At 33.4% G+C, this 24,629-nt stretch carries 21 protein-coding genes, 7 tRNA genes and 1 rRNA gene; 25 read left to right on the forward strand and 4 right to left on the reverse strand.

The genetic code is table 11. The features are described from left to right. The 18 genes from C8E03_RS20760 to C8E03_RS20845 all read left to right on the forward strand — a co-directional run. A 23S ribosomal RNA gene (locus C8E03_RS20760) occupies positions 1-86 on the forward strand; the annotation flags it as partial. Positions 87-182: 96 nt separating this feature from the next. After that, positions 183-256, forward strand: a tRNA-Asp gene (locus tag C8E03_RS20765). A gap of 26 nt (positions 257-282) precedes the next feature. Continuing rightward, a tRNA-Val gene (locus C8E03_RS20770) sits at positions 283-355 on the forward strand. A 24-nt stretch (positions 356-379) separates the two neighbouring features. Continuing rightward, positions 380-452 (forward strand) — tRNA-Thr (locus tag C8E03_RS20775). Between the two features lie 58 nt (positions 453-510). Next, positions 511-592: transfer RNA gene (locus C8E03_RS20780), tRNA-Tyr, on the forward strand. Positions 593-690: 98 nt separating this feature from the next. Further along, positions 691-764 (forward strand) — tRNA-Met (locus tag C8E03_RS20785). A gap of 23 nt (positions 765-787) precedes the next feature. Further along, positions 788-860: transfer RNA gene (locus C8E03_RS20790), tRNA-Phe, on the forward strand. A 6-nt stretch (positions 861-866) separates the two neighbouring features. Then, positions 867-939, forward strand: a tRNA-Lys gene (locus C8E03_RS20795). A gap of 98 nt (positions 940-1,037) precedes the next feature. Then, on the forward strand, positions 1,038-2,453 hold the full coding sequence (locus C8E03_RS20800; RefSeq protein ID WP_110292030.1) for an aminotransferase class I/II-fold pyridoxal phosphate-dependent enzyme: 1,416 nt from the start codon (positions 1,038-1,040) through the stop codon (positions 2,451-2,453). 88 nt (positions 2,454-2,541) lie between these two features. After that, on the forward strand, positions 2,542-3,132 hold the full coding sequence (locus C8E03_RS20805) for a nucleoside/nucleotide kinase family protein (protein ID WP_094376942.1): 591 nt from the start codon (positions 2,542-2,544) through the stop codon (positions 3,130-3,132). Between the two features lie 112 nt (positions 3,133-3,244). Further along, positions 3,245-3,685 (forward strand): YaaR family protein, encoded by a 441-nt coding sequence (locus tag C8E03_RS20810; protein ID WP_094376943.1) that lies wholly within the window; start codon positions 3,245-3,247, stop codon positions 3,683-3,685. Between the two features lie 21 nt (positions 3,686-3,706). After that, positions 3,707-4,696: a DNA polymerase III subunit delta' gene (gene holB / locus C8E03_RS20815; protein ID WP_094376944.1), complete on the forward strand. Its 990-nt coding sequence runs from the start codon at positions 3,707-3,709 to the stop codon at positions 4,694-4,696. A 48-nt stretch (positions 4,697-4,744) separates the two neighbouring features. After that, positions 4,745-5,653, forward strand: a complete 909-nt coding sequence (locus C8E03_RS20820; protein WP_094376945.1) for a PSP1 domain-containing protein — start codon at positions 4,745-4,747, stop codon at positions 5,651-5,653. Continuing rightward, positions 5,643-6,380 (forward strand): tRNA1(Val) (adenine(37)-N6)-methyltransferase, encoded by a 738-nt coding sequence (locus C8E03_RS20825; protein WP_094376946.1) that lies wholly within the window; start codon positions 5,643-5,645, stop codon positions 6,378-6,380. Before C8E03_RS20820 ends, C8E03_RS20825 begins: the two co-directional genes overlap by 11 nt. Positions 6,381-6,448: 68 nt before the next feature. Beyond that, positions 6,449-7,294 (forward strand): 16S rRNA (cytidine(1402)-2'-O)-methyltransferase, encoded by an 846-nt coding sequence (rsmI, locus tag C8E03_RS20830; protein WP_110292031.1) that lies wholly within the window; start codon positions 6,449-6,451, stop codon positions 7,292-7,294. A gap of 6 nt (positions 7,295-7,300) precedes the next feature. Continuing rightward, the gene (locus C8E03_RS20835) at positions 7,301-8,008 is read left to right on the forward strand and encodes a response regulator transcription factor (RefSeq protein ID WP_094376948.1); all 708 of its coding nucleotides are present in this window, start codon (positions 7,301-7,303) and stop codon (positions 8,006-8,008) included. Beyond that, positions 8,005-9,444, forward strand: coding sequence for a HAMP domain-containing sensor histidine kinase (locus C8E03_RS20840; RefSeq protein WP_094376949.1), 1,440 nt, complete (start codon positions 8,005-8,007; stop codon positions 9,442-9,444). Before C8E03_RS20835 ends, C8E03_RS20840 begins: the two co-directional genes overlap by 4 nt. A 108-nt stretch (positions 9,445-9,552) precedes the next feature. Then, the gene (locus C8E03_RS20845; RefSeq protein ID WP_094376950.1) at positions 9,553-10,989 is read left to right on the forward strand and encodes an alpha/beta hydrolase family protein; all 1,437 of its coding nucleotides are present in this window, start codon (positions 9,553-9,555) and stop codon (positions 10,987-10,989) included. A 91-nt stretch (positions 10,990-11,080) separates the two neighbouring features. Here C8E03_RS20845 and C8E03_RS20850 read toward each other — a convergent pair whose 3' ends face one another. Continuing rightward, positions 11,081-11,602, reverse strand: a complete 522-nt coding sequence (locus C8E03_RS20850) for a GNAT family N-acetyltransferase (RefSeq protein WP_170123088.1) — start codon at positions 11,600-11,602, stop codon at positions 11,081-11,083. A 56-nt stretch (positions 11,603-11,658) separates the two neighbouring features. Further along, on the reverse strand, positions 11,659-13,014 hold the full coding sequence (locus C8E03_RS20855; RefSeq protein WP_094376952.1) for an MATE family efflux transporter: 1,356 nt from the start codon (positions 13,012-13,014) through the stop codon (positions 11,659-11,661). 133 nt (positions 13,015-13,147) lie between these two features. Between C8E03_RS20855 and C8E03_RS20860 the strand changes: the two genes are divergently transcribed. After that, the gene (locus tag C8E03_RS20860; protein WP_110292032.1) at positions 13,148-13,906 is read left to right on the forward strand and encodes a MerR family transcriptional regulator; all 759 of its coding nucleotides are present in this window, start codon (positions 13,148-13,150) and stop codon (positions 13,904-13,906) included. Between the two features lie 168 nt (positions 13,907-14,074). Here the strand turns inward: C8E03_RS20860 and C8E03_RS20865 are convergent, their stop codons facing one another. Next, positions 14,075-15,793: an ATP-dependent metallopeptidase FtsH/Yme1/Tma family protein gene (locus C8E03_RS20865; protein WP_110292033.1), complete on the reverse strand. Its 1,719-nt coding sequence runs from the start codon at positions 15,791-15,793 to the stop codon at positions 14,075-14,077. A gap of 254 nt (positions 15,794-16,047) precedes the next feature. Here C8E03_RS20865 and C8E03_RS20870 point away from each other — a divergent pair, with 254 nt between their 5' ends. From C8E03_RS20870 to C8E03_RS20880, 3 genes are all read left to right on the forward strand, one after another. Next, positions 16,048-17,364 carry a glycosyltransferase family 2 protein gene (locus tag C8E03_RS20870; RefSeq protein ID WP_110292034.1) on the forward strand — a complete coding sequence of 439 codons (1,317 nt, stop codon included), beginning with the start codon at positions 16,048-16,050 and terminating at the stop codon, positions 17,362-17,364. 67 nt (positions 17,365-17,431) lie between these two features. Next, the gene (locus tag C8E03_RS20875; protein ID WP_094376956.1) at positions 17,432-18,010 is read left to right on the forward strand and encodes a nucleoside recognition protein; all 579 of its coding nucleotides are present in this window, start codon (positions 17,432-17,434) and stop codon (positions 18,008-18,010) included. After that, positions 18,007-18,531, forward strand: a complete 525-nt coding sequence (locus C8E03_RS20880) for a spore maturation protein (protein WP_110292035.1) — start codon at positions 18,007-18,009, stop codon at positions 18,529-18,531. The genes C8E03_RS20875 and C8E03_RS20880 overlap by 4 nt, the downstream gene beginning before the upstream one ends. 115 nt (positions 18,532-18,646) lie before the next feature. Here C8E03_RS20880 and C8E03_RS20885 read toward each other — a convergent pair whose 3' ends face one another. Continuing rightward, positions 18,647-21,163, reverse strand: coding sequence for a GH39 family glycosyl hydrolase (locus C8E03_RS20885; RefSeq protein ID WP_110292036.1), 2,517 nt, complete (start codon positions 21,161-21,163; stop codon positions 18,647-18,649). Between the two features lie 422 nt (positions 21,164-21,585). Between C8E03_RS20885 and C8E03_RS20890 the strand changes: the two genes are divergently transcribed. The 3 genes from C8E03_RS20890 (at position 21,586) to C8E03_RS20900 (ending at position 24,595) form a co-directional block, all read left to right on the forward strand. After that, positions 21,586-22,509 carry an ROK family protein gene (locus tag C8E03_RS20890; protein ID WP_094376959.1) on the forward strand — a complete coding sequence of 308 codons (924 nt, stop codon included), beginning with the start codon at positions 21,586-21,588 and terminating at the stop codon, positions 22,507-22,509. A 164-nt stretch (positions 22,510-22,673) separates the two neighbouring features. Then, positions 22,674-23,552 (forward strand): L-ribulose-5-phosphate 3-epimerase, encoded by an 879-nt coding sequence (locus tag C8E03_RS20895; RefSeq protein WP_110292037.1) that lies wholly within the window; start codon positions 22,674-22,676, stop codon positions 23,550-23,552. Continuing rightward, on the forward strand, positions 23,549-24,595 hold the full coding sequence (locus tag C8E03_RS20900) for a hypothetical protein (protein ID WP_110292038.1): 1,047 nt from the start codon (positions 23,549-23,551) through the stop codon (positions 24,593-24,595). The genes C8E03_RS20895 and C8E03_RS20900 overlap by 4 nt, the downstream gene beginning before the upstream one ends. Positions 24,596-24,629: the final 34 nt, after the last annotated feature.

Raw genomic sequence — 24,629 nt, forward strand, 5'->3', positions numbered from 1 at the left:
TGAAGAGTACAAGGTAGATAGGGCAGAGGTGGAAGTGCAGTAATGTATGGAGCTGACTGTTACTAATCGGTCGAGGGCATGACCCAAAGAGAATAACAAACGACAAGCGAAGCTTGAAGAGCTAAGAAGCGTCAAATATTTTTCGAGTTCAATGTGCAGTTTTGAAGATACAATTATGATAAGGCCCGATGGCTCAGTTGGTTAGAGCGCCGCCCTGTCACGGCGGAGGTCGTGGGTTCGAGTCCCATTCGGGTCGCTTTTAATTTTATATTGTTTTACCATGGGATCATAGCTCAGCTGGGAGAGCATCTGCCTTACAAGCAGAGGGTCACAGGTTCGAGCCCTGTTGGTCCCATTTTCATTTTGTAAATTAGTATTTGCCGACGTGGCTCAATTGGCAGAGCAGCTGACTTGTAATCAGCAGGTTATCGGTTCAAGTCCGATCGTCGGCTTGAATTGGGCGCTTAATGACAAATGATTGTTTTTTATGTTAGGTGTTTCATTTTATATGGATGGGTTCCCGAGCGGCCAAAGGGGGCAGACTGTAAATCTGTTGTCTACGACTTCGAAGGTTCGAATCCTTCTCCATCCATTTTTTAAGAATAGTTATTTAGTATATAGCTTACATTATCAAATTATTTATAAGTAATGCAAGAGTTCCATAATTACTTTTGAATAAAATATTAATAACGCGGGGTGGAGCAGTCTGGAAGCTCGTCGGGCTCATAACCCGAAGGTCGTAGGTTCAAATCCTGCCCCCGCAATTTTAAAACTGTATATTGGACATGCCCAGATAGCTCAGTCGGTAGAGCAGAGGACTGAAAATCCTCGTGTCACTGGTTCGATTCCGGTTCTGGGCATTAGATGGGATATTAGCTCAGTTGGTAGAGCACTTGACTTTTAATCAAGTTGTCCGGGGTTCGAATCCCCGATGTCTCATTTGTTATTATATAGGAAGTGTTAGTTTATAGCACTTCCTATTTTTGTATATTCTAATGTTAATTATAAAATAATCGGAATAAAGGAGGTAATATATATTGCTGTCATTATATGAGTTATTAAAAGAATATGATGAATCTAATTATTATCCATTTCATATGCCTGGACACAAGAGAAATCTTTTTAATAAGTTTATTAACCCATTTCAAATTGATATAACTGAAATTGACGGCTTTGATAATTTACATCATAGCGACGGCATTTTATTGGAAGCACAAAAGAGGGCCGCAAAATTATATCATTCTGAGGAAAGCTATTTTTTAATTAATGGAACTACAGTAGGATTGCTGAGTGCTATTTCTGCATGTACAACAAAGGGAGGAACAATATTAATTGCAAGAAATTGCCATAAAGCTGTTTATAATGGAATTTTCCTCAATGAATTAAATAGTATTTATAGTTATCCACAAAATTCGCTTAAATATTGTGTAAATTGTGGATTAAACCCTGAAAATATTAAACAAATGTTAATAAATAACAAAAATATTCAAACAGTTGTAATTACATCACCAACCTATGATGGTATTGTGTCTGATATTGAAAGTATAGCAAGGGAAGTACATAAATTCAATATACCGTTAATTGTAGATGAGGCACATGGAGCACATTTTGGATTTCATCCGTATTTTCCATATAATTCAATAAAAATGGGTGCTGATATCGTAGTTCATAGCGTTCATAAAACTTTACCCTCCTTAACACAAACGGCTTTAATTCATGTGAATGGGACTATTGTTGACAGGGAAAAATTAAAAAAATATTTAAACATATATCAGACAAGCAGTCCATCATATTTATTAATGGCAAGTATTGATTATTGTATAAATCTTATTGATAACAAAGGGAAAGATTTGTTTAGAGAGTATGTAGATCGGTTAATTTATCTGAGATGCGAATTGTCTAAATTAAAAAAGATAGAGATAGTTGATGAATCTATAGTTGGACATAATAGCATATTTGGGTTAGACAGGTCAAAATTAATTATATCTGTTAAAAATACCGATATAACCGGTATGGATTTATATAAAAGACTGTTAAATCAATATCATTTACAGATGGAAATGGCAGCAGGTGACTATGTGTTAGGTATGACATCAATAATGGATAGCATGGAAGGGTTTCAAAGATTAATAGATGCGCTAATTGAAATTGATAAAAGTATAAATTATGTTGATAGTAATTATGATTTCAATTCATGCTTAGAATCTGAGATTTATTATTCAATAGCAGAAGCTCAAAAGCAGGAAGCAGTGAAATGTAATATAGAGTATGCAAAAGGTAGAATTTCTGCGGAGTATTTGTATTTGTATCCGCCCGGTGTACCTCTTTTGGTTCCAGGAGAAGTAATTAGTGGTAATCTAATTAGAAATGTGAGAGAATATAAAAAGCAAGGACTTAGTATAGAAGGTATGTTAGATGAGGAAAATCAGATAATTCAAGTGATTAAGGAATAAATTTATTTAAATTAGTTGATTTAAGTTTTATAGAAATAAAGAGTTAATAAATAATAAAAGGTTGATAAGTGAAGGAATATGTGGATAAATGGGTAAAATATTTTATATTATTGGGAAAAGTTCATCAGGAAAAGATACGATATATAAAAGAGTTCAAAAAGATGCATCGCTCAATTTAAATAGTATTGTAATGTATACAACAAGACCAATTCGCGATGGAGAAACAAACGGCGTTGAGTATTTTTTTGTAAACGATGAAGAGCTTGATGCACTGAAAAGGGAAGGAAAAGTTATTGAAGTAAGAGCTTATCAAACTGTTTATGGACTTTGGAGGTATTTTACCGTAGATGATAATCAGATTAATATTGAAAATAATAATTATTTAATGATTGGAACGGTAGAATCGTTTATAAAAACAAAAAAATATTATGGAAATGATTTGATTATACCAATTTATATAGAGGTAGACGATGGGATTCGATTAGAGAGAGCACTAAGGCGAGAGCAGTTGCAAAAGTTTCCTAAATATGAAGAGATGTGTAGAAGATTTATTGCAGATCAGCAGGATTTTTCAGAAGAAAAGATACTGAAGGCAGGAATAGGAATAAGATTTCAGAACAATAATTTAGAAAATTGTGTCATGGAAGTTTCTAAATATATAAACAAGGTTGTAAATTAAAAATTCTTTATGGTATAATATAAATACATTAGGTAAATAAAGAAATTAAATATTTAGCTGATTGGTAAAGCAAGGATTTAAAATAGAAATTTAAATTAAAAGAGGTGAAAATGTGAATTTAAAGGTTAATGAAAGTTCATCTGCCGCTGCAATTGATAATACTCAAAAGCTACAGCAAAAGGATAATAGTTTTAAGTTTACTTTAATTAGCAGCATACAGGAGAAAGATTTACAAGATAAACTAAATGGCTTGATGCAAGAGATTGGAGAGCAGGGAGACAAGCTTGCCAAGCACATGGATATTCGCGACATGAAGAAATACAGAGGTCTGGTTAAGGAATTTATGAATGAAGTAGTTACCCGTTCACATGAATTCTCCAGAGAAAACTTTCTAGATAGAAGAGGTCGTCATAGAGTATATGGTATTGTGAGACTGGTGGATGAAAATCTGGATGAACTTGCCAAGGAATTAATGAGTGATGAGAAAGATCATCTTAATATTTTAAGTAAGATAGATGAAATAAAAGGATTATTATTGGATATAGCCACATAATAATAGATTGGAGTACCAAAAATGTCTGGATTTAAGAATATAATAGGTCATAAACAGGTTATTGAACATCTAAGGAGTGCAATTAAGCTTGATAAGGTATCTCATGCCTATATATTAAATGGGGAAGAGGGATCAGGTAAGAAAATGTTAGCCTCGGCTTTTGCAATGACGCTTCAATGTGAAACTGGAAATGATGAGCCATGTGGAAAGTGTAAGTCATGTATACAGGCAATGAATAATAATCATCCAGATATTATATGGGTAACCCATGAAAAGCCAGGTAGCATTGGTGTGGATGATATAAGGGTACAATTAAATAATGATATTGGAATTAAACCGTATAGCAGTAATTATAAGATATATATTATAAATGAAGCAGATAAATTGACTTTACAAGCTCAGAACGCATTATTAAAGACTCTGGAGGAACCTCCAGCCTATGCAGTTATTGTTTTACTGACAGTGAATCACGAAGCATTGCTTCAAACTATATTGTCAAGATGTATTACACTTAACTTAAGGTTTGTAGAAGATGATTTAATTAAGAGATATTTGATGGAAGTAAAACAGGTTCCGGATTATAAAGCGAATATAAGTGTAGCATTTGCACAGGGTAATGTTGGAAAGGCTATAAATCTGGCATCAACAGAAGATTTTGATCAGCTTAAAGATGATACATTTTCGATGCTTAGAAATATGAATGATATGGAGATGTATGAGGTAATAGAATATATTAAAAAAATAGCGGAAAATAAATTAAACATTGAAGATTATTTAGATTTAATTACAATGTGGTTTCGGGATGTTTTATTATTTAAAGCTACGAATGATGTAAATAGTTTAGTGTTTAAAGATAGTATATCAGATATTAAAAAGCAAGCAAATGAAAGATCATACAATGGAATAGAGAATATCATAGATGCGATTGATAAAGCAAAGGTGCGTTTAAAAGCAAATGTAAATTTTGAGTTGGTAATGGAGCTTTTATTGCTTACAATGAAAGAAAATTAATGATTTAATATAGAAAGACATGATGAAAGAGACGCGAAAGGAGCAAGGATGATAAAAATTATTGGTGTTAGATTCAGGGCTGCGGGCAAAATTTATTTTTTTGACCCAAAGGATTTTGACATAAATGTGGGAGATCATGTTATTGTGGAAACTGCGAGAGGAATAGAGTATGGTGCAGTTGTAATAGGTCCCAGAGAGGTTGAAGATTCAAAGGTTGTACAGCCATTAAAGGATGTTATCAGAGTTGCAACCTGTGATGATGATGAAATTGAAGCAAATAATAAAGCAAAAGAAAAAGATGCTTTTAAGATTTGCTTAGAGAAAATAAACAAGCATGGATTGGAAATGAAGTTAATCGATGCCGAATATACATTTGATAATAATAAGGTATTGTTTTATTTTACAGCTGACGGAAGAATAGATTTTAGAGAATTGGTTAAGGATTTAGCTGCTGTTTTTAAAACCAGAATAGAGCTTCGTCAAATTGGAGTAAGAGATGAAACAAAAATATTAGGTGGAATTGGAATTTGTGGAAGAAGTCTTTGCTGCAATACCCACTTATCTGAATTTGCACCTGTGTCAATTAAAATGGCAAAAGAACAGAATCTATCTTTAAATCCAACTAAAATATCAGGAGTTTGTGGCAGATTAATGTGCTGTCTTAAAAATGAGGAAGAAACTTATGAGGAATTAAACGGTCGATTACCTAATGTAGGAGATTTTGTAACAACTGATGATAACTTAAAGGGTGAAGTTCAAAGTGTTAATGTACTAAGGCAATTGGTAAAAGTAATTGTTACACTTAATGATGAGAAAGAAATCAGAGAGTATAAGCTAAACCAATTAAGGTTTAAACCAAAGAGAAAGAAAGAAAAAATTGATTTGTCTGATGCCCAGTTAAGAGAATTAGAATATTTAGAAAAAAGTGAAGGGAAATCTAAGCTAGATGACAATTAAGCTTAATCAGAATGAGAGACTGGATGAACTGCACAGAAACGGTTATTACATTATACAAAATCCTGGAAAATTTTGCTTTGGCATGGATGCTGTACTATTATCAGGATATACCAAGGTAAAGCAAGGGGAAAAAGCATTGGATTTGGGTACCGGTACCGGTATTATTCCTATTCTTTTAGAAGCAAAAACGCAGGGGAAACATTTTACTGGTCTTGAAATTCAAGAGGAAAGTGCAGATATGGCACGCAGAAGTGTATCTTATAATCATTTAGAAGATAAAATTAATATTGTAACAGGTGATATTAAGGGGGCCTCAGAATTATTTGGGGCTGCCTCTTTTGATGTTATAACAACAAACCCTCCATATATGACGAATAGCCATGGACTTATTAATCCAGAACAGCCAAAAGCAATCGCGAGGCATGAGATATTTTGCAGCTTGGAGGATATAATTAGAGAAAGTGCCAGAATTTTAAAAGTAAACGGTAGATTTTATATGGTGCATCGTCCATTCCGTTTAGCTGAAATTATGACAACTCTGGTTCAGTATAAATTGGAACCCAAAAGAATGAAGCTGGTATATCCGTTTATTGATAAAGAGCCAAATATGGTATTAATTGAAGCATTAAAGGGAGGAAAATCAAGAATAACGGTTGAGAAACCTTTGATTGTATATAAAGAGCAGGGAAAATATACAGATGAAATCTATGATATTTATGGTTATTAGTAGATGGCAATGCGAAGAGGCAAATTATTTACAAATGTGTGAATAGGAAAGCTTAAAGAGAGGAAAACATGTCAGGAAAATTATATTTATGTGCAACACCAATTGGAAATTTGGAAGATATTACTTTTAGAGTAATAAGAATTTTAAAAGAAGTTGATTTAATTGCAGCGGAGGATACCAGAAACAGCATTAAGCTATTAAACCACTTTGAAATAAAAACGCCAATGACCAGCTATCATGAATTCAATAAGTATGATAAGGCAAAGCAATTAGTTGATAAAATGCTTAACGGTAAGAATATTGCTCTCATTACAGATGCAGGAACACCAGGAATATCGGACCCTGGAGAAGAGTTGGTTAAACAGTGTTATGAAAATGGTATTGAAGTAACGTCTTTGCCCGGAGCAGTTGCATGTATTACTGCATTGACTCTTTCCGGCTTATCGACTAGAAGATTTTGTTTTGAAGCGTTTTTACCGGCTGATAAAAAGGAAAAAGCACTTATTTTGGAAAGTCTTAAAAATGAAACCAGAACAATAATTTGTTACGAAGCACCGCATCGGTTGCTTAAGACCTTAGAGGAGCTGTATCTTAATCTGGGAGATAGAAAAATTACGATTTGCAGAGAGTTAACTAAAAAGCATGAGACTGTATTTTTATCAACCTTTACTCAAGCGTTGGATTATTATAAAGAAAATGAGCCAAAGGGAGAATGCGTGATTGTAATAGAAGGAAAAAGCTTTCAGGAGCTGACTAATGAGAGTAGGCAAAAGTGGTGCGAGTTGTCCTTAAAAGAGCATATGGAGCATTATGAAGAACAAGGGATAGAGCATAAGGAGGCTATGAAATCAGTAGCAAAGGACAGGGGTATTTCGAAAAGAGAGGTATACAGTGCACTTCTAAACGGGAGGTGATATTTTATGGCAGAGGTACTTATCGTTGATGATGAACAAGAAATTGTAGAGCTTTTGACAATTTATCTTAAAAATAGCGGATTTCAGTCTTATGGTGTATACGATGGTCTATCCGCCCTAAAAATTTTAAAGGAAAGAAAAATTGATGTCATATTGTTGGATGTTATGCTGCCTGACACAGATGGATTTTCATTAATCAGAGAAATTCAGAAGACTTATGATGTACCTATTATGTTTTTATCTGCCAAAGGAGAAGATGCAGATAAAATATTGGGTCTGGGTCTGGGAGCAGATGATTATGTGGTTAAGCCTTTTAATCCACTTGAGGTTGTTGCAAGAATTCAGGTTTTATTAAGAAGATATAGAAAAATAAAACAGGGGGAAGAAAATTTAATTCATGAGGAAACGAACCTTAAAGTAGATGAACTTTGTATCAATAGGGCTAGATGTGAAGTGTTTAAAGGAGCTAAAAGACTTGTCTTAACCTCCATGGAATATAAATTACTGTTATTTCTTGCCTTAAATCCTAATCGTGTTTTTACAAAAAGACAATTATATGAAAATGTCTGGGAGGAGGAATATGAGGGAGATGAGAATATTATTATGGTTTATATTTGTAAACTAAGAGACAAGATAGAGGAAGATTCACAAAAACCTAAGTATATTAAGACAATAAGAGGCCTTGGTTATCGCTTTGAAGGGAAATTATTATGAAGCGTAAGAGAACAATTGGACAATTTCTTGTAGGTAATTCTATCACGGCAATTGTCTTGACTGTAATTATTTATATAATTACTATTTTGGTTGGCAATTGGATTTTTGAAAATTTGCTTGTTGTGAATTTGGATTGGAAAGGAATGGAAGCAGAAGACACCTATACCTATCCCTTTGAAAACATTAATTCAAAAAGTATTGAGGCCTTGGGTGGATGGATAGAAATTGCGGATGAAGCCGGTAAAGTGATTTTTGTCAAAGGAAGTAAGCAGGATGATACCTATGATTATGATGTCTATCAGTTGCTTGATTATTCTGTGACGCTTCATAAGGATTCCAAACAGTATCCTTATATCTATAATGTTTATCCGGTGGAAGGACCGGAAAAGGAACAATATCTTTATATTGTTAAGTTTCCAAAAGAGTTGTATCATGTTTCAATTATAGCCAATTTAGCATCTTTGATGAAGCATCCAAATAGTATGCAGCTAATTATTTTAATTTCACTAATGGGGATTTTTTTATTGCTTTTTTTAACGATAATGTATTTTTATCATAGATTTCGTGTCAGGCATATAAATAAACCACTAAAGCTAATGCTGTGTGGAATACAAGAAATGGAAGCACAAAATTATAAGTATAGATTGGATTTTAATGCAGAAAAAGAGTTTGCCTGTATACGAGACAGCTTCAATGAGCTTGCGAAAAGACTGGAAGAGAGTGAGGAGGATAAAAGGAGGATTGAAAAAAGCAAAATGCGTATGCTGACCGAAATCTCTCATGATTTAAAGACACCCATAACTTCAATTTATGGTTTTTCTAAATTGCTTTATGAGTCAAAATTGTTAAGCAGTGAAGAAAGGATGCGCTATATCGGTTATATTTATAAAAAAACGGATTACATTGCACAGTTGATTGATGAACTGTTTGAAATTGCTAAGTTAGATGACAAGGGCTTTGAATTTTCCTATAACAAAGTAGATATGGCAGAATGGTTAAGACAGCTCGTAAGTGAATTTTATCCGGAGTTTGAAAATAAAGATATGAATCCTGACATTGTAATTGATGAGGAGTCAGTTTTTATTGAGATAGATGAAAAGCAAATGAAGAGGGCTGTATGTAATTTGTTAAATAATGCAGTGATCTATAATCCGAATGGGGTAAGCGTGCAGATTTTGTTTAAGCGGGAAAGAAATAAGATTGTCCTTCAAATCGCAGATAATGGAATTGGAATATCAAATGCAATGAAAAGCAGGATATTTGAACCTTTTACGCGTGTAAATGAAAATAAAGCGGGTCAGGGAACCGGACTTGGTCTTGCAATTACTAAAAAAATAATTGAGAGACACAGGGGACGTATTATATTAACATCAAATCAAGAATACAAAACTATATTTAACATACAATTACCAGTATACGATGAGAAGAATATTTAAGATATCTAGATTCAAATTTAAGGCTGCATTAAGATTCCATTAATGGGATAGTAATGCAGCTTGTTTAATATGATATAAGAATCTGTTTATAATACAAGGAGTGGTACAATGAAAGTATTAGAGATGTTTATTCTTATTATTATGGTTGCTTTAGCCATAAATATTACATTTGTAAAAAGAGAAAAGGTAAGCTTAGTGCTGGCAGCAGGATTTGTTGTGACTAGTATTATTAATTTAATTGTTAATGGTTATCGTTTGCAGATGCTTTTGGCATTTATAATAGGCTTGGTGCTTATATCACTGGAACTTTTAGTAATGATAACAGGATTTCGAATTGAAAAAAGAGCAATAAGAATTTTTGTAATATTTTTATTTTCCATATTTATTAGTCTTGCAATCGTATTTCCAATTGTATTTCCGATTGTTACGCTTTCAAATCCTTCAGGAGATTATCAGGTAGGAACGATGGTAATGTCTTTTACTGATGAGTCAAGAACAGGGATTTTTACGCAGGAGAATGAAAGCAGAGAAATTGCGGTACAAATATGGTATCCTTCAACTGTTGAATCAAATCAAAATCCTGTCAATTATTTTTCTGATGGGGTTATAAGTACTTATATGGCAAAACGTCTTGGTTTACCTAATTTATTTAATTATTTTACAATGATAAAAACGCACAGCTATTTAAATGCTAATTTATCAGATGAAGAAAAAACGTATCCGGTTGTTTTGTTCTCTAGTGGGTATGGTAGCTTTGTCGGTCAGAATACACTTCAGATGGAAGAGCTTGCAAGTAATGGATATATTGTTTTTAGTATATCTCATCCTTATGAGGATTTTGCCAGCATCTATCCAGACGGGAAAATTTTATCGTTTAATACAGACCAGCTAAATCGGTTTCAAAATGAGTTAACAATCGTAAGCAAGGGATATTCAGGTGATAAAACAAGCAGTGACTTTGAACGATATGCGATCGCTAATTGTAGTATTGCTTATGAAAGTGTACAGATTTGGAGTGATGACACAATTTTTGTAGCAGATCAGATTGAAAAATTAAATAATGGAGAAATTAAAAGTATCTTTGAAAATAAGATAGATGTTACGAATATGGGAGTTTTTGGACATTCTTTCGGAGGTGCGACAGCAGGGCAAACTTGTCTGAAAGACAGCAGATTTAAAGCGTTTATTAATATGGATGGCACTGCCTTTGGAGATAGTATGAATCAGATAATTGAACAGCCGTTTATGGTTATGAATGGGAATGAGGATAAGGAATTAATTCAGGCAGGCTACGCCGAAGAACAGACAAATTACATAGTTGTTACAATCAATGGGGCAAAACATGCAGATTTTATGGATTTTACTGTATTGCTTCCTTCCTTTCGCTATATTGGTATGTTGGGTGAAATTGAGGGCAGCAGGCAGGAGGAAATTATGAATGACTATGTACTTTCTTTTTTTAACAAATATTTAAAAGGTACCTCAGAGTCACTTTTAACCGAAGGAACATCGAAATACGAAGAGGTGGAAGTAAAATATAAATAGAACTTTGATAGCATAAAGGTCATTGAAAAGGGAAGGATATTTTTGAAAAATAAGTTTTATAAGCCGTATAATAATAAAAATTATGTAGAGTTTATAAACGATAAACGAACTCAAAGATATAATCTTTCATATTAAGCAGAGCCTCTTTTTCTATACTCGATGGATAACACATAAGACAAAGAGGAACACTTTTCGTGTTTTTTTGAAGAATAGGCTGTAAATATTTAATATCGCTTAGTTTAAAATCAAGCCGTTCATAAAAAGAAATTCTACGTTTCGATTCCTTAGTAGCGAAAGCCTCCACTTCAATTATGACAGGACAATTTAGCTGCTTTTGATATTCTCGCATTATCTTTGATCCAAGGCCATTTCCTCTTGTTTTTGGATGCACAGCAAAATGCTCTATATAATGGAATTTTTCAAAGCACCATTCAGCAATAAAAGCTTCAATTATTTTATTTTTTTCTGCTATTAATATGCGGTAGCTTGGATTACTAAACAAAGTAATTGCATCTTGAAAGGATCGTAATTCAGCAGGCGGAAAAGATGCTTGCATTAATTTATAAACAGAAGAAAATTCCTCCTTTTTTAATAATCGATAAGTGATACTCATGATATAACCTCCTGAAATATTATGAAATAGCTGAATGTGATTCATTCATAAAACATTTAGCTATTTAGAATATTTGTTTTACATTCATTTTTAGCTGCCAGTGAGAGTCTTTTTAACAGAAAAAAGGCGATTAATAAAGTAATAACTTCAGTTAATGGCATGGTAAGCCATATTCCATTTACGTGAAATACAAGCGGAAGCAGGTATAAAAAAGTTAAGTTTAAAATGAATCCGCGCAAAAAGCTGATTAGGAGTGCCAGCTTAGGACGTAGCACTGATTGAAAATAAGTATTTAAAAAAATGTTTCCTGCCATTGTAAAAAAGGCAAAGGAATAAAAACGAATTGCCAGCATTGCCATCTCATAAATTTCTTTTGTAGGATTTAAAAATGCATGGATGACCAGATTAGGAAATAAAAAACAGGTTATTGTTAATATTGCACCTGCTGTAAAAGCAGAGAATAATCCATATTTCATAGTTGTCTGAACTCTGCTTTTTCTACCAGCGCCAAAATTTCTAGAAATAATAGGCTGTGCTGCTTGTGCAATTCCATTGTTTAGAGAGGAGACTACAGCAGCAGTATTGGAGAGAATACTGTAAACAGTAATACCTGCAACGCCGGTATAGATAAGTAACTGGCGATTAAAGGCAAAAATTACAATACCTGCAGAAATTTCTACAAAAAATGCTGATAAACCATTAACAATTATAGCGTTCACTCTTTTTATGGATACAGAGGAAAAGCGAAAGTGTAAGGTATTGTTTTTTGTAAATAAATGTGTGCATAAAATCAAAAAAGTAGTAAAAGTACCAATTACAGTTGCGAGTGAAGCTCCTGCCATATCCCAGTCAAAATTAAAAATAAAGATATAATCCAGTATTATATTTAAAATACCGCCGGTCACGACCGCTGACATAGCCTTCTTGGCTGCTCCATCATTTCTGATAAATATTTGTAAAAAAGGAGAAAATATAAAAAAGGGGATACCATATAATAAAAATTTACCATATATACTCACATATTCGTATGTAGTATCTGTGACACCCAAAAGGCGGATGAGAGGTTCGAAGCTGATTGCAAATAGTAATGTGAATAATACAGAAAATAAAAAAGCTAAAAGCAGCGCTGTTGAATAATATTGTTGAGCTCTTTTATAATCTTTCATGCCAAGAGAAACGGACATAAGGATTGCACCTCCGTTGCCCAAAAGATAGCCCAAACCAAAAAATAAGGAAAACATGGGAAGTATAATATTAAGACCAGCTACTGCATTGTCTCCAACTCCTTTTCCAATCATAATGGTATCTGCCAGTATATAAATAGATGTAACCATCGTTGCGCTAATGGATGGAAATAAGTATTTAAAAAACAAAGTTTTTATATTGTCATTTAGTAAATCTAAAGTTTTCATAATAAAGTCTTCTTTCTATTAAATGATGATGCTGTTTAAGAAGCACAAATGTTATTATAAACCTTAAAGCAACTTGAATGTCAATAGAAAGTGTAGTAAGCTATGTAAAAAAATACTTTTTAAGGAGAAATATATGAAACAACCGTTATCGATTGGAGAAATATCACAGCTTTTAAATGTTCCTAAATCGACTCTTAGATATTGGGACAGTGAAAACTTAATTGATTTAACCAGAAATGATGTGAATAATTATAGAGAATATTCGAGACATACATTGATTGCTCTGTCCGATATGGTTTATTACCGATCGCTTAATATGCCATTAAAGGAAATGAAGCGTCTAAAGGCTGTAACACCAAAAGATTTAAAAGACAGTCTGATTGCATTGGATAAAAATCTTGAGAATGAAATAGACAGACTGCTTAAATCGAAAGCGGAACTTAAGAAAAGAATGATCAATATTAATACCTATATGGAAATTGTAAACAGACCGTACCAGCAGGAGGCTATTGATTTTAAAGTGCTTTATTCCTTTGATTATCAAAATCCTGAGGCTTGGTCTGAATGCATAAGTGACCAATATGAGAACCTAATTTACTATGATAACGACACCTCATGTCCCCAAATTGGTATGACAAAAGCGTTTTCAACAAAAAGCAGATTGTTATGGAAAGAAAAGGATAAAAATCAAAGCTATATTACTTTTCCTCTTGCAGTGGGATATGGAAATCCAACAAGAGAAGATTTTTTACCTCATATTGATATATTAAAAAGCATGGGATATGAGACAGGAAAAATATTTGGAAGATATCTTTTTTCTGCTTTTGATAAAAAACACTGTGATTTTTATAAAGGATTTGTAGAGATTATAGATAAAAATAATGGAATTTAAAGGCTTAGAAATATTCTTTGATAATCATATCTATAAGGTGCCAGCACTATGTAGATATGATTATCAAATGAATAAATAATTTTTATAAGACTCTATTTATACTATAATATTTATTAATAAGACAAGTGGAGTCGTGTAATATAAGAAATTTCCTGCTATAGCAAGAGGCTACGCACAAATACGGTCAATATCATTACCGCTTAAGGATTCTTTATCGAGTAATTCGGCTGTTATTTTTTCCAGTAAATGAAGATTAACCTGTAATAGTTGTTTGGTTTCCTCATACAAGGAATTCATCATGCTTCTGCACTTTTCAATCAGATGACTGTCAGAGTCGTATTCAAGGCAGGATAAGCTAAACAATCCAAGCTCTGCATCCATACCTAATTTGTTAATGTAATTAAGTACAAGAGAGGAGGCCTTTTGAATATCATTACTGGCACCGGTCGTCACTTCCTCTGCACCAAAAATTAGTTCCTCTGCAATTCTACCACCCAAAAGAGTTTGTATGGTAGATTTGATTTGTCTTTGATTCTGATATAGTGTATCCTTTGGAATAGTCAGGTTAAAGCCGCCTGCACCATTAACGCTTGGAATAATGGTTACTTTTGAAATATAATTTTCAGGAAGTAACAATTTGGTTATTAGGGCGTGTCCAGCCTCGTGGTAAGCAGTAATTTTCTTATCGCGTTCGGTGATATAGGAGCGATCAATTTTGGGAGAGCCTGCCAAAACTGTATAAAAGGCTTTTTCAATATTTTCGTTTGTTATAATTTGTTGATTGTCATTGGCGGCATAGATGGCAGCTTCATTAAGTAGGTTTTCAAGCATAGCACCGCTAAAATATACCGTCGATTTGGACAGTGCATCCAAATCAATGTCAGAAGCAAGTGGTTTGGTATTTGCGTGAAGTGACAATATTTTCTTTCTGGAGTTGATATCGGGTAAACCAATTTCAATCTGTCGGTCAAATCGACCTGGACGTAGAAGTGCCTCGTCCAATGTATCTAATCGGTTTGTAGCTCCAATTACAATAATTCCAGAATTTTCATGAAAGCCCGACATTTCAGTCAACAATGCGTTTAAAGTCTGATCACGCTCATCATTACTGCTTGAGTTGCCTCGTGCTCGTTTTTTACCAATAGCATCAATTTCATCAATAAAAATAACAGCTTTCTCGCTTTTTTTGGCTTTCTGAAAAAGACTTCGTATACGGCTTGCACCTACTCCAACATACATTTGAACAAAATCAGAACCGCTCATTGCATAAAATGGAACATTAGCTTCACCTGCAACTGCTTTTGCCATAAGGGTTTTACCGGTACCGGGAGGGCCATATAAGAGTACGCCCTTTGGCATTCTGGCTCCAACGGATGCATATTTATCTGGTTCTTTAATAAAGCTTATTACATCTTCAAGCATATTTTTGGCTTCGGCATTTCCAGCCACATGATTAAGTGTAATCAGTGAATTTTTTTCTTTTGTCTTATTGACATTTTTTATTAAAGATTTATTTTTGCGGTTACGAACATACCAGATTCCCCCGCTTCCCAATACAAGAAAAATAAGTATCATTAAGTTCATAGGAACTAAGCCGCTTTTGCCATAGTTCACAGTAATATTTTGCAATAATAACGATTCTGTAAAATTTTCTGTTTTTGGATTGGGTACGCTATAAACAGTATCGTTGTCATTTACAAGCTTTGTTTGAAATGTATTTGTGTTATTTGTAAAAGTTACTTCTTTCACCTGCTGTTCTTCCACTGCTTTTAAAAATTCTGGGTAAGACATTTTAATTATAGTATTATTCTGATCATATATACCAAATAGAATGAAACAGGTTATCAGAAGCAATGAAACCAAAGCGACGATATATTTTTTAGGCATACAATACCTCCTGCTGTATCGTAAATCATTGTTTTATTGTTAAATGAAAAGTATTTTAATATTACTATTAAGTTTACATTTTAATTGTAACGTTTTTTATACATATATTCTATCGATAATTATTGGTAAGTCAGATAAAAATTTACTATTTGTGTAATGTGAAGGTTTGGTGAAGCTTATTGTAATAAATTTTTGATTATGATAATCTAAAATTTGTAAAAAAAAACTCACAATAAAGGCTGTTAGGTATAGGTATGAAGTCAATTGGAATTGTAATTTGTAATTATAATAAAAAGGATTATGTGCTTGCTTGTATACAGGCTGTTTTAGAATCTTCAATTAAAGATTATGATATTTATGTTGTGGATAATGCTTCTACAGATGGTTCAGCAGATGCAATACATAAGCAATATGGAAACACGGTAACGGTAATCAAAAACAAAATGAATTTAGGAGGATCAGGGGGCTTTAATACCGGCATTCGCATAGTGGTAGAACTTGGTTATACTTATGTATGCTGTTTAGATAATGATGCAATGATTGATGAAAAAGCATTGGAATCAATGAAATGCTTTCTTAATATGAATAAAGACGTTGGTATGGTTGGAGCAAAAATATATTTTTCAAAAAATACGAATATAATCCAACAATTTGGTCTTAGAATAGATTTTAAAAAGTTTCAGGCAGAAACGCTGTATAACGAGGTAGAGGATAGTGAAAAAGTGCCTGAAATAGTATATTGTGACACCGTTGCTGCATGTGTTGTTATGGTTCCGACATCGGTAATTAAAATAGTAGGGGGAATGCCAGATGATAATTTCATTTACTGGGATGATATGGAATGGGGATATTGTATTAAACAGGCAGGATATAAGGTCGCAGCGATAGGAAAAGCCAAAGCAATCCATGAGATGGGCGCTCATATCAGAAAAGATAATACATTTATTCAGTATTATATGTGGCGAAATCGTTTTCATTTTTTTATGAAGCATACAAAGGAGAAAGATTTAGATAAAATGAGTGTTAAAATGCTTCAAAATTTATTTGAAAGTGTTTTTGAAGCTATGTATAAAGGTGAATATAATGTAAGTCAAACTTTACTTATTGCATATAAGGATGCTCTGGATGGAATACGAGGACAAGCGATGGAAGGAAGAATTTTAAAAAATGATGGAAACATTAAGGATTTTATCCAGATTTTTCAAAAACTTACAAAGATTAGAGTGGAAAGTGATGTAAGCTGGTTGCAAGCCATTCTAAAAATTTTGTCTTTACCGGTAACAATAGCAGAAGGGTCTGATACATCGGCAGTACCAGTTAAGATTTGTAGTTCTGTGTTAAGAATAAAAGAATATCAAGAGGGTAATGTATATATTGATTATGATTTAAATGTTTTAAATAATAAGCAAGATGCAGAATTAATCAAAGGTTTTGATATGGCGCAAGGGCTTTTTCTGTATATGAACCAGTATTTGTTTTTGCAATCAACTAAAAGAATAAGGAGCAAATACAGGAAGCCTATTGCAAATAATGTATTGCAAGGAGATGAATTATTGTGTCAAGATGATTAACTTAAAATAGTGTAATGATTAGAATTAAAATGGCATAATATACTAAAAAGAATGTTATGGAGTTTACATGCTTAATTATTTATGGGGTGCCATGATTATTATTGGGATTGTATATGGAGCTTTTAATGGTACAATGACGGATATAACGGCAGCAGCTCTGGATTCTGCAAAAGAAGCTGTGGAACTTTGTATAACTATGGTTGGCATCATGGGGGTATGGGTAGGCTTGATGCAAATTGCTCAAGTGTCAGGTATTATAACGTCAGCTACCAATAAGATAAAACCATTTGTAGACTTTATGTTTCCTAATATTCCAAAAGGGCATAAGGCAAGAGAATACATAACAACGAATATAATTGCCAATATTTTAGGACTTGGGTGGGCCGCGACGCCTGCGGGATTGATGGCGATGGAACATCTTAGTGAATTAAACCATAATAAAGATACTGCCAGTATTGAAATGTGTACTTTTTTAATTATTAATATGTCCTCCTTGCAGCTTATTCCAATCAATGTTATTGCATACCGAAGTCAGTACGGATCTGTAAATCCTGCAATTATAACAGCTCCTGCTATAGTAGCAACTTTGATATCAACGATTTTCGGCATTATTTTTGCAAAGATAATGGCGGTGAAGCATAGATGAGCATCTTAATCTTTTTATCAAATTTCATTATGCCACTTATGATATTTTATATTGTAGGTTTTGGATTGTTGATGAAGAAAAATATTTATGATGAGTTTATTAAAGGTGCGGCCGATGGTTTTAAAACAGTAATTAGTATTATGCCTACTCTCATTGGATTAATGATGGGAGTTGGTATTTTAAGAGCTTCCGGCTTTTTAGATTTTATCTCAAAGATGATAGGAAGAGTTACAAATTTAATTCACTTTCCTTCAGCACTTGTTCCGCTTTCCATAGTGAGATTATTTTCCTCCTCAGCGGCTACCGGACTTGCACTTGACTTGTATAAAGAATACGGAACGGATTCACATATTGGATTAACGGCCTCTATTATGATGGGCTGTACGGAAACTGTATTCTACACAATGAGTATCTATTTTATGGCGGCTAAGGTTACGAAAACCAGATGGACACTTGCCGGGGCTTTATTGTCAAATATAGCAGGTATTGTGGCATCCGTTATTTTAGCAGGTATGATGTAGGGATAAGTCACTAGGCAAAAGACTTATCCCTATAGCACATTAAAATTTCTTTAATAAGATAGTGCAGATGACATTTATTTTACTAATCTGAACCGTTAATAAGAATAAGATGCTGTCATTCGATAATTTCAATTTCTAACATTCTCACCTCCAATGGCTCTAAAACAGAAGTAATGGTTAAGTGACCTCCAAGAATTTCCTCGTTATGAATGTATAAGCCTTCAGAGGAGGTTGCTTTTAACAACGCTAAATCTTCTTCATTTAAGGATTCGGCTCCCATACGAACCCAATTATCGAATGAAGAACCATAATTACGGTTTACAAAAAATTCTTTGATGGTGCATCGACGTCCCGGCAGGTTTGAAAGAGTAATTTTGGCAATTGCATCCTGCTCATTTGAGAAAGGAATGTAGCGTTCACTGTTCGTCATATCGAATAACTTTCCAGAAGCAAAGAGCTTTGAATAATGCTCATAGTTATAATAAACAATAATAATTCGGTTATCTTCCTTAGTAACAAACCAGCCATCACCTCTGCCTAGAAATCGGCTTCCGAGACGCTTCATCAGTCTTAGTACGTTATAGGAGGCTTTGGGAACGCCATTCATGGTCAATAAGCCAAATCCACCGTGATAAAGTGAGCTTGGTATTTGCATTTCCTCGTGTCGGTCCGTAATACTCCAATAGCCAAAGGATTGAAGGCGGTCGTAGTTTTCTAATAGATTTTTTGTCAAATAGCAGGATTTAAAACAGGTATCGTTAATTCGATTACGGCAGGATAAGGTAAGATTCCACTCGGAAAGATAGTGAGGTAGTTTTCCATATCCCAGCTCTTTCATATTATTTTTAAATTTATTTAAATAGAAAAAAAAGGCATTAGGGTCTGTATTTAAATTATTTAATATATCATATTGACTCAAATTACTAAAAAACAAAGATTTGTCAAAGCTTTCTTCAAGTTGAATGTTTGTTGCTGCCGCATCATCGTAGTAATGCAAGTCAATGTAATCAGGTGTGCAGTTCTTAGACTTGATATAATCATTAAATCTTTGAAACCATTCAAAGTTTAAAAAAGTCATTGGAGGTGTGCCGATTTTAACAGTAGGCAGCATTTGTTTAATGATACAGAATGTTTCGGTATAGAAGAAAAAGAAATCTTCTTCATCATCAAAGGAAAAGATGCTGGCCGCAGGTTCATTCCAAATATTGACAGGCCATGAGGAAACTTCTTTTAATCCATAACGCTGTATGAAATTCAAAAACAGCTTTTCAACCAGCAGAATCCATTTATTCATATCCTTTGGTTTACTTATGAAGTCTTTTTTAAAATACACCGTTTTAGAAGTATTGTTAGCTAAGTCTCTGGGAATATAATTAAGACGGATAAAAGGTTTTAATTTTTGTCCGATTATAAAATCCAGAATTTCATTGACATAAGTAAAGCTTAATATGGAGTCTCCATAAGCATTTTCATGATAAATCATCATATCATCAGAAAGAAGAGAATTGAAGCTAATATACTGAAAACCAATTTCACTTTGAGCTTTTCGTATCATATCCCGAACGGATTCATATAACAAGAGTTTTGCAGAATTGACGGTCAGCATACTGCGGTAATAGTGATGAAGTATACTAAGAGGAGCATTAAAATCAACTGAGCCGCAGTCTATGGTTTTTATCTGGTAGTCAGATTCCGGTATTTCATGGTCAAACAGCTTCAAATACTTACCGAGTTTTTCCAGTTTAGCTGTATCATTTAGGTTGATGTAAGTCCATTTTGCAGAGGATAGAATCGGCTTTGTAATGCTACAATTGTTTTTAACATAGTTTTTACGATATTCACTTGGGCGGATACCATAATTTTTCTTAAAGGCACTGACAAAGGAACGTGAATCAGAAAAACCATTATTAACAGCAATGTTTTCGATGGTAGCATCACTTGATAACAATTCATTTACAGCATGCTCTAACTTGATGCTATTATAGTAATGAATAAAATTGGTGTGCATGTGTTTTTCAAAAAATTTCGAAAGATAGGATACCGAAAGATTCTGATTTTGGGCTAAATCAGAAAGTGTTACATTTTCTCTGAAATGGTGCTTAATATATTTTGTAATCATACGAATCCGTTCATTATGCTTGTCCGAATGGGAGGAAAAAGAATGAATTTCACAAAAGGAGGTATTTAATTCGTTTAAAAGAGTATAAATAATAGCCATTGTTTTGTGATTGTTTTTAATATCAGAATTAGTCTGAATGATTCTTGCAAGCAAGTAACGAATATAGTTGTAATCTGCATAAGAGCTTTTTTTATTAGTAGAACAACATACAAAATAGTTCTCTAACTTTGCATTATTGTAATAGATGCGTTCTAAATCCATGTGTAATAGTATTATCTCGCAGGCCTCTGATTTTAAATCATGGATTGCATCACCGTTAATAACGATTAAATCGTCTTCATTTAAGGTATATACTAAATCATCTACGTTAACAACAAGCTGACCGCTTAAAACAAGTATGATTTCGCAGCTTGAATGCCAGTGCCTTGTTTCATATCCGCTTAGCTTGCTAATAAAAAAGCGAATTGGTATATCAGCGTCATAATGTATCAGCTCATGACTGTCATTTTCCATCTTTGTACAACCCTTTCTTCATCATTATAAAAATAAATCTATCATAATTAAGACAAGTTGTCAAAAATATGAGTTTTATATTAGCTTTTAAAAGCATAGTTACAATGTAAAGTTTATATTTGAAAGAAATAGAATAAAAAAATGAATAAAAAAAGACAAATATTTGAATAAATTTAATTTAATAAAAGCAATAATTGTTATAGTAAATTAAAATTAGCCCAAATGGACATTTTTTTGTAAAATATTAAATACTTTGTGATGTTGGAATTAAAAAATATTCTAATATAATAGTTTTAAATGAAAGAGCAAGAGTGGAATGAGGGAAATTAGTTTTAACATCTAATTGACAAAAGCAGCCGTGAAATTGGCGGTCTGATTAGAGAAAAATAGATATAAAAGTAAAGAAAGAAGAGGAAAATACAATGGATAAATATTTTGTTATTGATGTTGGTGGAACAGATACGAAATACGGAGTTTTGAATCAGGATGCAGATATTTTAGAAAAGGGTGTGACAAAGACAAGAAGTGACCAAGGCTTAGATGGTTTTCTTGAATTTATCAAGGAACTTTATGAAGAGCATGGGGCAGACACGAAAGGTATTGCGATAAGTATGCCTGGTGTGATTGACGAAGAAAATGGTTTTTGTCATACAGGAGGCTATTTAACATTTAACCAGAATCAACCATTTGCCAGCCTATTATCAAAGAAATGTAATACAAAAGTTCATATCAATAATGATGGTAAGTGTGTTGCACTTGCAGAATATTGGAAAGGTGCCTTAAAGGGATGTAGGAATGGTTTGGTAATGGTACTTGGCAGCGGAATAGGCGGTGGTATTATAATAGATGGAAAAGTTCTTAGAGGGCAGCATTTCTTTGCAGGAGAATTAAGCTATTTATGTACAAATATAAAAGACTACAAAAATCACCAAAGTATGTTTGGCGTGGGATGTTCTTCTGTTTCAATGATAAATAAAATAAAGGCTGCAAAAAACATAGAAGATGAAAACTTTGATGGATATCAGGCATTTGAATTAATACACGAGGGTGATGAGCAGGCGGTAGCGGTGTTTGAGGAGGTTACAAAAAGTTTAGCACTTGAGTTATATAATCTTCAGGTATTGCTTGATATGGAGGTAGTTGCAATCGGAGGTGGAATAAGCAGACAGCCGATATTAATAGAAACGATCAAGAAGAATTGGGATCATATTTTAGAAGAATTGCCTTATCATAAATATTCTAGCTATATGCCTCAGGCAGAAGTAAAAGCATGTGAATTTACAAGCGATGCTAATCTGGTGGGTGCATTATATAGCTATTTAAATCAATATAAACAGATGAAATAAGAAAGATTAGCAATTTCATATTCGACTACTGGGGCAAGAAAAACTTGCTCCTTTTTTGTGCTTGACATCTAGTAAAACTCGTATTAATATTGGTGTTGTATACATGATATAAACATAAACAATACATAAAAAATACGTTCTATTCGAAGTGCGAAAGGAGTTTTATGAAAGCATACACATTAGGAATTTATGAGAAAGCATTGCCGGTGTATTTAACCTGGCAAGAAAAGTTAGAAATAGCAAAAGATGCTGGTTATGATTTCTTAGAAATTAGCATTGATGAAAGTGACGAAAAATTGGCGAGGCTTAATATGAGTCGTGAAGAACGTCTTGAATTAGTTAAGACTATGTATGAAGTCGGTATTCCAATTCGTACTATGTGCTTGTCTGGGCATAGAAAATATCCTTTAGGAAGCCAAGATCCAAAGATTTGTAAGTATGGCATGGAAATTATGGAAAAAGCAATACAGTTGGCTGATGACCTTGGAATTAGGATTATTCAATTGGCTGGATATGATGTTTATTATGAGGAGTCCACTATAGAGACAAGAAAAATATTTGAACATAATCTTAGACAAGCCACACTTATGAGTGCGAGAGCGGGAGTATTGCTGGGATTTGAAACAATGGAAACTGAATTTATGAATACAGTAGAAAAATCAATGAAATATGTAAGTATGATAAACTCAACGTATTTAAATGTATATCCGGATGCAGGAAATATTACAAATGCAGCAGTTTATTATGGAACCTCTGTAGAGGAGGATTTAAAAAGTGGAGCAGGACATATTACTTCAATTCATTTAAAGGAAACGGTTCCGGGAAAGTTCAGAGAAATTTCATTTGGATCCGGTCATGTAAACTTTGAAAGTGTAATAAAAACTGCGTGGGAGTTAGGTATAAGAAAATATGTAACAGAGTTTTGGTATATAGGTCAAGAAAAATGGAAAGAAGATATATTTTGTGCCCGAAAAATGATTGGAGACATATTAGATAAGCAAATGAGAATGCCTACTATGGTCAGTAAAGGAGAAATTGTATGAAAATAGAAAAAAAAGTAATCTCTAATTTAAAAAAGTGCTACTTTCTTGCGCCCTTAGAATATAACAAGAAAAAGCATTTGTTAGTAGCAAGTGAGATAGTAGAACGTTGTCTGCTCTTTGACATGGAGGGAGAGCTGGAAGACACAATTTGGGAGCAGCCTGGCGGAACAATGGGAATGACTCAGGTACCTGGTACGAATGGTCAGTTTTTAGCAATACAACAGTTTTATTCACCAAATGATTCAAAGAAAGCAAAAATTGTTATTGTGACTCCAAGCAAAAAAAGTGATTGGGAGATTCGTACTTTAGTAGAGCTTCCGCATGTACACCGTTTTGATATTTTAAGTATCAAAGGAGTCAATTATCTCATAGCAGCAACGCTTAAATCAGGACATGAATATAATGAGGATTGGAGAAAACCAGGAAAGGTATATGCAGCAATATTACCAACTGATTTGAGTAGCGTTAATCAGGACAATCCCCTAATGCTTGAAGTAATCAAAGATAATCTTTTAAAAAATCATGGTTATTATAGAACAACATTCAATCAACGGCCAGCTTCTATTATTTCTTCAGAGAGCGGGGTTTATCTCTTTGAGCCACCAAAGCATCCAAATGAAAAATGGAGCATAAAAATGCTGCTGAATAAGCCTGCAAGTGATGCTTGTCTGCTAGATATGGATGGGGATCAAGTGCCAGAGTTAGTAACGATCTCTCCTTTTCACGGAAATGAATTAAAAATATATAAATTTACGAATGGTGAATATACTAAGGTTTATGAGCATCAGAGGATGGATTTTTTACACGCTATTTGCTGTGCAAAGATTGGAGGAAAAAATGCTGTGGTGATTGGACACAGACAAGGTAATAAGGCTCTGCTTTATTTTACATATGATAAAACAAAAAAAACTTATCATTGTGAAGTCATAGACCAAGAACGCGGGCCAGCTAATGCAATTTATTTAGAGTATCAAAATCAAGATATAATCGTAGCAACGAATCGAGAAACAGATGAAGTAGCAATGTACTATTTTTCAAAATAATTCATAAAAACCAAAAATATATGTGCATAATTAA

Source organism: Lachnotalea glycerini (assembly GCF_003201285.1).
Taxonomy (GTDB): Bacteria; Bacillota; Clostridia; order Lachnospirales; family Lachnospiraceae; genus Lachnotalea; species Lachnotalea glycerini.